This window comes from Nocardiopsis halophila DSM 44494 (assembly GCF_000341245.1).
Lineage (GTDB): Bacteria > Actinomycetota > Actinomycetes > Streptosporangiales > Streptosporangiaceae > Nocardiopsis_A > Nocardiopsis_A halophila.
In genome coordinates, this window is the sequence record NZ_ANAD01000231.1 from 1 (window position 1) to 8,251 (window position 8,251).

Genomic DNA, 8,251 nt, shown 5'->3' on the forward strand with positions numbered 1-8,251 from the left:
CTCGGTGACCCGGTCCTCGTGCCCGGCCTCGCGCAGCTCGGTGCAGATGCCGGCGGTGCGCCGGTCCTGCCAGACGACGGCGCGGCGGGGCGAGGAGCCGCGCTTGCGGTTCCACAGCACCGCGGTCTCGCGCTGGTTGGTGATGCCCACACAGGTGGGCGGGGTGCCGGCCGCGTCCAGGGCGCTCTGGCACGCGGCCAGCGCGGCCTGCCAGATCTCCTCGGGGACGTGCTCCACCCAACCGGCCTCCGGGTAGTGCTGTGCGAACTCCTGGTATCCGCGGGAAAGGACGCGGCCGTCCTCCCCGACCATGAGGGCGGTGACGCCGGTCGTCCCGGCGTCGATGGTGAGCACGGTCATCTGCTGGCCTCCAGTGCGTTGGGCGACTATGGTCTAGACCATGTGGGCGGTGGAAGGCGGCTGCCCCCCGAATGCCGCCGAGGCCGGGGCGCAGGGCTTTCCGTGATGCCGGTCACATCGCTGTCGTTAGGCTGACGTCAGCGGACCGAGAGGTCAAGGGTCGAAACACACAGTTCGCACGGCATCACATGACGAGGAGCAGGCGTATGCGAGTGGGGGTTCTGACCGGCGGTGGAGACTGCCCGGGCCTGAACGCCGTCATCCGCGCCGTCGTCCGCAAGGGCATCAAGGACTACGGCTACGAATTCGTGGGATTCCGGGACGGATGGCGCGGCCCCCTGGAGGGCGACACCATGGTGCTCGACCGCGCCGCCGTGCGCGGGATCCTCCCCCGGGGCGGCACCATCCTGGGCTCCTCCCGCACCAACCTGATGAAGATCGAGGGGGGTGTCGAGCGCGTCAAGGACAACATGGCGGGGCTGGGCATCGACGCCCTGGTCGCCATCGGGGGCGAGGACACCCTCGGCGTGGCGACCCGCCTGACCGAGCAGGGGGTCAACGTCGTCGGGGTCCCCAAGACCATCGACAACGACCTCAACGCCACCGACTACACCTTCGGCTTCGACACCGCCGTCAACATCGCCACCGAGGCCATCGACCGGCTGCACACCACCGCAGAGTCGCACCACCGCGCGCTGGTGGTGGAGGTCATGGGCCGGCACGCCGGGTGGATCGCGCTGCACTCGGGCATGGCCGCGGGCGCCAACGCGATCCTGATCCCCGAGCGGCCCTTCGACATCGACGACGTGGTCGGCTGGGTGGAGAGCCGGTTCCAGACCGAGTACGCCCCCATCATCGTGGTGGCCGAGGGGGCCCACCCCAAGGACGGGCAGATGGAGCTGGCCACCGGCGAGAAGGACAGCTTCGGCCACGTGCGCCTGGGCGGCATCGGGCAGCGGCTGGCCGAGGAGATCGAGAGGCGCACCGGCAAGGAGTCGCGGTCGGTCGTGCTCGGGCACGTGCAGCGCGGCGGGACGCCCTCGGCGTTCGACCGGGTGCTGGCCACGCGCCTCGGCGTGAACGCCATCGACGCGGTCCGGGACGGCTCCTGGGGCAAGATGGTGGCCCTGCAGGGCACCGACATCGTCCGGGTGGACCTGTCGGCCGCCACCGACAAGCTCAAGACCGTTCCGGAGGAGCGCTACGCCGAGGCCGAGGTCTTCTTCGGCTGAGGGCCTCCTCCCCCACACGGGCACGCCCCTCGAGACAAGGCGTCCTCCCCTTGGGCCCCGCGCTGCGGCGCGGGGCCCTTGCGCGTGCCGTGCGGGAAAGGCGGGGACGGGACCGGGTCCGATGGAAGACAATCGGGTCCGGAGGGGTTTCCTCCCCCGGGAAGGCCCCGCGCACCGCCCCCGCCCTCTCCCGCCCCGTTCGTCCCGACCGGTCGTCCGCGTGGCGGATACTGGAGGGATCGGAGGTTCCGCCCCCGCGTGAGGGCCCTCCGTCCGACCACACCCGACCCTGACCTGGAGATGCCGCCATGGCCGTCACGTCCGACCCCGCCCCCGACACCGCGCCCGAGGGCACCGCCGCCTCCGGCTCGGAGGGCGCCGGGTCCGGTCTGGGCGAACTGTGCGTGCTGATGAAGCTCGGCGAGATCGTGCTCAAGGGCAGCAACCGCAACCTCTTCGAGCGCCGCCTGCACAACAACATCCGCTCGGCCGCGCGCGGCCTGGGCGAGATCAAGCTCACCCGGCGCGGTGCGGGCGTCATCATCCTGCGCATGCCCGGGGCCTCGGACCTGGAGGTGGCCGAGCTCGCCGAGCGCATGCGCAGCGTCATGGGCGTGGTCTGGGTGCACCAGGCGCGCCGGGTCGCCAAGGACATCGGCGCCGTCACCGACATCGCCGTGCGTTCCATGGCCGAGCGCACCGGCAGCTTCGCCGTGCGCGCCCGGCGGCGCGACAAGCGGTTCCCGCTGACCTCCTCCCAGATCGCCAAGGAGGTCGGCGCGCGCGTGCAGGAGGCCACCGGCCTCGCGGTGAAGCTCAAGCACCCGGAGAACACGGTCTTCATCGAGGTCGACAAGGACGAGGTGTTCGTCTTCACCGACGGCGTGCCCGGGCAGGGCGGCCTGCCTGCGGGGATGAGCGGCCGCGGCCTGGTGCTGATGTCGGGGGGCATCGACTCGCCCGTGGCCGCCCACCGGATGATGCGCCGCGGCCTCAAGGTCGACTTCCTGCACTTCTCGGGCATGCCGTTCACCGGCCCCGAGTCCATCTACAAGGCCTACAGCCTGGTGCGCCAGCTCGACCGGTTCCAGGTGGGCTCGCGGCTGTTCGTGGTGCCCTTCGGCAAGGCCCAGCAGCAGCTGAAGAGCTCGGGCGCCGAGCGGCTGCAGATCGTGGCCCAGCGGCGGCTGATGCTCAAGACCGCCGAGGCCCTCGCCGACGACCTGGGCGCCGAGGCGCTGATCACCGGCGATGCGCTGGGGCAGGTGTCCAGCCAGACGATGACCAACCTGACCGCGCTCGACGACGCGGTGGACGTGCCGATCCTGCGGCCGCTCATCGGCATGGACAAGACCGAGATCATGGACCAGGCGCGCGCGATCGGCACGCTGTCCATCTCCGAGCTGCCCGACGAGGACTGCTGCACGCTGCTCACGCCGCGCCAGGTGGAGACGGCCGCCAAGATCGCCGACCTGCGCCAGATCGAGAAGCGGCTGGACGTGGAGGAGCTGGCCGAGTACCTGGCGGCCAACACCCAGCTGCACCGGCCCAGCTTCCTCGGCGACGCCGCGCCGGCCTCGGTCTGATCCGGCCCGGGGGCACGATCGCGCGCCCGCAGGACGCCCGTCCCCGCCCCAAAGGCCTCCGGAGCGCCCCGCCTCGCGCGGGGCGCCGGAGGCGGCACACGGGCCATGCCGCGACGGCCCCGGACGAGTCGGCCCCGGGGCCCCTGCGCCCCACCGGGCACGCGTACCCGCCCTGCGGCTCCCGGAGGCCCGCTCACTCACCGTGCGCTCGGGCCGCACATGGGATGCACACCGTCCGACCCGGGCGCCGACGGGCTGTCTGAAGGCCGCCGGGGCCGTCCAGAGGGCGGCCCCGGCGCGGGGCCGCCCCGAACGGCGCCTCCCGTCAGACCGCGGCCGGAGCCGGGGCCTCGACCAGGGTGCGGCCCAGCAGCGCCGCGTGGGTCTGGGCGACGTCGCGCAGCTCGGCCAGGTCGGTGTCGACCAGCGCCTGCGGGCCGTCGCACAGCGCCGTCTCCGGCCGGGGGTGCACGTCGACGATGACGCCGTCGGCGCCCACCGCCAGGGCGGCGCGCGACAGCGGCAGCACCAGGGAGCGCTTGCCGCCCGAGTGCGAGGGGTCGACGATCACCGGCAGGTGGGACAGCTCCTGGGCGACCGGGACCGCGCTGATGTCCAGGGTGTTGCGGGTGGCCTTCTCGAAGGTGCGGATGCCGCGCTCGCACAGGACGATGTCGAGGTTGCCGCGCTGGGCGATGTACTCGGCGGCCATCAGCCACTCCTCGATGGTGGCGTTCATGCCGCGCTTGAGCAGCACCGGCTTGCCCGCCTCGCCCGCGGCCTGCAGCAGCGCGAAGTTCTGCATGTTGCGGGTGCCGATCTGCAGCATGTCGGCGTAGGAGGCGACCAGCTCCACGTCGGAGGCGTCGACCACCTCGGTGACGATGGGGAGGCCGGTCTCGTCGCGCACGTCGGAGAGGATCTTCAGGCCGGTCTCGCCCAGGCCCTGGAAGGCGTAGGGGGAGGTGCGGGGCTTGTAGGCGCCCCCGCGCAGCAGCGAGGCGCCGGCGTCGGCGGCCATCCGCGCGGCCTGCAGGGTCTGCTCGGGGGTCTCCACCGCGCACGGGCCGGCGATGACGGTGGTATGGGCGGGGCCGATCGGCACCCCGCGCACGGTCACCACGGAGCGCTCGGCGTTGTTCTCGCGACTGACCAGCTTGTAGGGGGCCGAGATGCGCAGCACGTCGCTCACGCCGGGCATCGCGCGCAGGTCCAGCGTCTCGAAGTGCCGGACGTCCCCCACCAGCCCGATGATGGTGCGGCTGACACCGCGCGTCACGTAGGCCTCACCGCCGGCGGTGGCGATGAGGTCGACGATGGAGTCGATGTCGGTGGAGGAGGCGTCGGGCGCCATGACGATGACCATGTCCTGTTTCCTTCGGCGTCGGGGTCGAAAGGCGGGCCCGGGCGGCGGAGAGGCCCTGAGACGCGAAGAAGCCCCGGGCCATTCGGCCCGGGGCTTCTTCGTAACGTCCGTCTCAGCGCAGCGCTAGGCGGGCGACCGTCCAAGCCAAGGGCCGGTAGCCATAAAAGCGCCAAAAGCTGTGCTGCATGTGAGCGACTATAGCGCACGGAGGGGGCGCGGTCGCACACGCGGGGCGCCGCCCGGCACGGCGCGCGGGGCTGGCAGGATGGCGGGAAGGCCGCAGCGGCACCGCATGAGGGGGTTCGATTGGCCCAGGATCGACTGCCGCCGGGGCAGTACATACCGCGCGACCACTCCGCGGTCCACTACGGTCCGGTGCCCCGCTTCCGCCCGCACCGGTGGGACTTCCGCGTCTACGGCGCCACCGAGGACCCCGCCGGGCACCGGTGGACCTGGGAGGAGTTCTCCGGGCTGCCGCACACCGAGTGGACGGCCGACTTCCACTGTGTGACCAGGTTCACCCTGCCGGAGGTGCGCTGGAGCGGCGTCTCCTCGGCGGCGCTGGTCGAGCTCGCCCCGCCGGCCCCGGAGGCCACGCACGTGATGCTGTGGGCCGAGTACGGCTACAGCGCGAACGTGCGCATGGACGACTTCCTGCGGGACGGGGTGCTGCTGGCCACGCACCGCGAGGGCGAGGAGCTCTCCCCGGAGCACGGGTTCCCGCTGCGGATGGTGGTGCCGCACCTGTACGGGTGGAAGAGCGTGAAGTGGCTGCGGGCGGTCGAGTACCTGACCACCGACCGCCGCGGCTTCTGGGAGGAGCGGGGGTACCACAACCTCGCCGACCCATGGTCCGAACAGCGCTACTCCTACCAGGAGGACCCGGGCGACGGTCCCCCGCTGATCTGAGGCCCCCGTCCCCGGCTCCCGAACACCCGGATTCCCTCTGCTCCCCTGAGTCCGGCCTACTGGGGCAGCGCCCCGGACCCCGTTCCCGCCCCAGGGCCCCTTGCACACCGACGACATCGCCACGCCCCCGGTCGCTCGGCGGCGATCCGGCGCCGGGTAAGGGAGAACTCCTCCCGCCGTCAGCGCAGGTGCGGCGGTTCCGGGTAGACCACGATCGTGGAAGCGACTCCGGCCGGAACCCGGTTCCGGCTGCTCACCTACAACATCCGCGCCATGCGGGACTCGCGGCCGGCCCTGTACCGGGTGATCGGCGACTGCCGCCCCGACGTGGTCTGCCTCCAGGAGGCCCCGCGGCTGCTCTTCTGGTGCCTGCGCCGACGGGCGCTGCGGCGCGCGACCGGCCTGGTGTCCGCCGTGGACCGGCGCTCCTGCGGACTCGCCGTGCTCGTGCGGCCCGGCATCACCGTCCTGGACACCCGGCACACGCTTCTGTCCCCGCGCCGCGGTCTGCACCGCCGCGCCGTCTCCGCCGCCCTGCTGGACATCGGCGGCCGCCGGGTCGCCGTCGCCTCCACCCACCTGGACCTGGAGGAGAGCGCACGCGCCGCCCACGCCCGGGAGGCCCTGGAGCACCTGCGCCGGTTCGCCGGGGACGCGCCGCGCGTCCTGGCCGGGGACGTCAACGGGACACCGGGCGGCAGGACCTGGCGGATCCTCACGGCCGACCTGTGCGACGCCGGCGCAGCGGCCCCGGCCGGCGAGGGCGCCACCTTCACCTCGCGCCGCCCCCGGCGCCGCATCGACGCCGTCTTCACCGGCCCGGGCCTCGCCGTCCTCGGCTCGGGGGTGCCCGTGGAGGACCTCACCCGGGCCGACGTCCACGCCGCCAGCGACCACCGCCCGGTCATCGCCGACCTCACCCTGGGGCCCCGCCGGGCCCCCTGACCCCACACGCCGCGTTCCGCCGGGGCCGGACCGCCGCGGCCGGTCACCGCAGGACGAGGAACAGCTCCAGCGCCGCGCCGGCGAGAACGGCCCCTCCCACGACCTGGGGAGGCGTGTGGTGCTGAAGGCGCACCCTCGACCAGGCGACCGCTGCGGCCGGCGGCCAGGCCACCAGGGCCCCGAGCGCTCCGAAGTACACGGTCGCCGTTCCGGCCGCCGTACACGCCACCAGCGTGTGCACGGACGGCTTCGCGCCTCCGAGGTCGGTGGCGCACCACAGGACGGCGATCACGGCGGCCATGGACGCTCCCAGCGCCACCAGATCGCGGGGAGCGCCCCACCACAGGCCGGTGGCGGTGCCGACCGACACCGAGAGCAGGCAGACCAGCAGGGGCCAACGGCGACGGGCCCGGTCGCGCACGTGCCGGTCCTCCCACCAGCCCGCGCGGACACCGGCCACGACGACGGCGAGCGGGACGGCGGCGCCGAACAGGACCGCTTGGAGGCCCCATACGACCGCGGAGCGAAGACCGGGGGCCGACTCCGCGGCCACCACGGCCACGATCCCGGCCGCGAGGTACCCGGGAGCCAGGACCTCGCTGATGGAACGGGCGATCCGCTCGCTCATGCGTCCTCCGGGGGTGAGGGGAGGCCAGGAGGCCGCCGTGCCGGTGCCGCTCTCAGCGCCCTTGGCCGCGACGCGTCCGTGGGAGTACCGGGAGTACGGGGCGCCCGCAGGCACGGCCGCGGTTCCGCCACCGGACCCCGCCGTGGCGGTCGGCCTGGGCCCCGGAGCCCCGTGTGCGCCGAATGGGAGCGGCTCCACGGGCCAGACCGGGCGGAAGACCGAGCGCCTGAGAGGCCTGGGGCGGCCCACTGTGCGCCTCGGCACGTCGAAGAAGGCGGTCGGCCGAGGCACTGCACGCGAGACGCCTCGGAGACCGGAGGCCGGTCCCGGGACCTGGGGCGGGTCAGCCCGTTTCCGTGGCCTCTTCGGGCTGGTCGGCCTTTTCCGCCTGGCGGGCGGCCTTCTTCTCCTCCTTGCGGGCCTTCTTCTCCGCCTTGCGCTTGGCGCGCTCAGAGCGCTTGCGCTCCTTGGCGTCGGCGTGCTGCTCCTTCTTCTCCTCCTTGGCCGCCTGCTCCAGCTCGCGCTTGACCGACTGGGCGTAGCGGTCCACGTACTCCTGGCCGGAGAGCGCCAGGAGGGCGTACATGATCTCGTCGGTCACCGCGCGGAGCACGCGGGGGTCCTTCTCCATGCCGTAGTAGCGGGAGAAGTCCAGCGGCTTACCGAAGACCACCTTGGGGCGGATGCCCAGCTTGGGGACGGTGCGCCCGGGCGGCATGATCTTGTCGACGTTGATCATCGCCATCGGCACCACCGGGGCGCGCGACTCCAGGGCCAGGCGCGCCACACCGGTGCGCCCGCGGTACAGGCGCCCGTCGGGCGAGCGCGTGCCCTCGGGGTAGATGCCCAGCAGCTTGCCCTGCTTGAGCACCCTCAGCCCGGTGCGCAGCGCGCCCTCGCTCGCCTTGCCGCCGGAGCGGTCGATGGGGATCTGCCCCACACCGGTGAAGAACAGGCGGCTGATCAGCCCCTTGGGGCCGGTGCCGGTGAAGTACTCGGCCTTCGCGAGGAAGGTGATCTTGCGCGGCAGCGGCAGCGGACCGAAGAAGTGGTCCGAGAACGACAGGTGGTTGCTCACCATGATCGCCGGACCGGTGCGCGGAACGTTCTCGACGCCCTCGGCGCGCGGTTGCCACAGCACCGCCAGCACCGGGCCCAGAAACGCCTTCACAACCCAGTAGAACACCGAGATTCACCCCCGCACCGGCGGGGGGGGGCCGGACAC

General features: G+C 73.0%; 8 protein-coding genes. 4 read left to right on the forward strand and 4 right to left on the reverse strand.

The genetic code is table 11. From position 1 onward, the window contains the following. A partial coding sequence (locus D450_RS31255; RefSeq protein ID WP_039820940.1) for an FGGY family carbohydrate kinase occupies positions 1–360 on the reverse strand: 360 nt, incomplete at its 3' end. A gap of 206 nt (positions 361–566) precedes the next feature. On the opposite strand from D450_RS31255, the gene D450_RS0125015 reads away from it, so the two are divergent. Beyond that, complete coding sequence (locus D450_RS0125015; protein ID WP_026124359.1) at positions 567–1,592, forward strand: 6-phosphofructokinase; 1,026 nt, start codon at positions 567–569, stop codon at positions 1,590–1,592. A gap of 308 nt (positions 1,593–1,900) precedes the next feature. Further along, the gene (thiI, locus tag D450_RS0125020) at positions 1,901–3,178 is read left to right on the forward strand and encodes a tRNA uracil 4-sulfurtransferase ThiI (RefSeq protein ID WP_017541368.1); all 1,278 of its coding nucleotides are present in this window, start codon (positions 1,901–1,903) and stop codon (positions 3,176–3,178) included. Positions 3,179–3,503: 325 nt separating this feature from the next. Here the strand turns inward: thiI and aroF are convergent, their stop codons facing one another. Further along, complete coding sequence (aroF, locus tag D450_RS0125025; protein WP_017541369.1) at positions 3,504–4,544, reverse strand: 3-deoxy-7-phosphoheptulonate synthase; 1,041 nt, start codon at positions 4,542–4,544, stop codon at positions 3,504–3,506. A gap of 306 nt (positions 4,545–4,850) precedes the next feature. Between aroF and D450_RS0125030 the strand changes: the two genes are divergently transcribed. Further along, positions 4,851–5,453, forward strand: a complete 603-nt coding sequence (locus tag D450_RS0125030) for a molybdopterin-dependent oxidoreductase (protein ID WP_017541370.1) — start codon at positions 4,851–4,853, stop codon at positions 5,451–5,453. Positions 5,454–5,669: 216 nt separating this feature from the next. Further along, the gene (locus D450_RS0125035; protein WP_017541371.1) at positions 5,670–6,398 is read left to right on the forward strand and encodes an endonuclease/exonuclease/phosphatase family protein; all 729 of its coding nucleotides are present in this window, start codon (positions 5,670–5,672) and stop codon (positions 6,396–6,398) included. 43 nt (positions 6,399–6,441) lie between these two features. Here the strand turns inward: D450_RS0125035 and D450_RS0125040 are convergent, their stop codons facing one another. Further along, positions 6,442–7,026: a phosphatase PAP2 family protein gene (locus D450_RS0125040; RefSeq protein ID WP_017541372.1), complete on the reverse strand. Its 585-nt coding sequence runs from the start codon at positions 7,024–7,026 to the stop codon at positions 6,442–6,444. Between the two features lie 343 nt (positions 7,027–7,369). Beyond that, positions 7,370–8,212, reverse strand: a complete 843-nt coding sequence (locus D450_RS0125045; protein WP_017541373.1) for a lysophospholipid acyltransferase family protein — start codon at positions 8,210–8,212, stop codon at positions 7,370–7,372. Positions 8,213–8,251 lie beyond the last annotated feature (39 nt).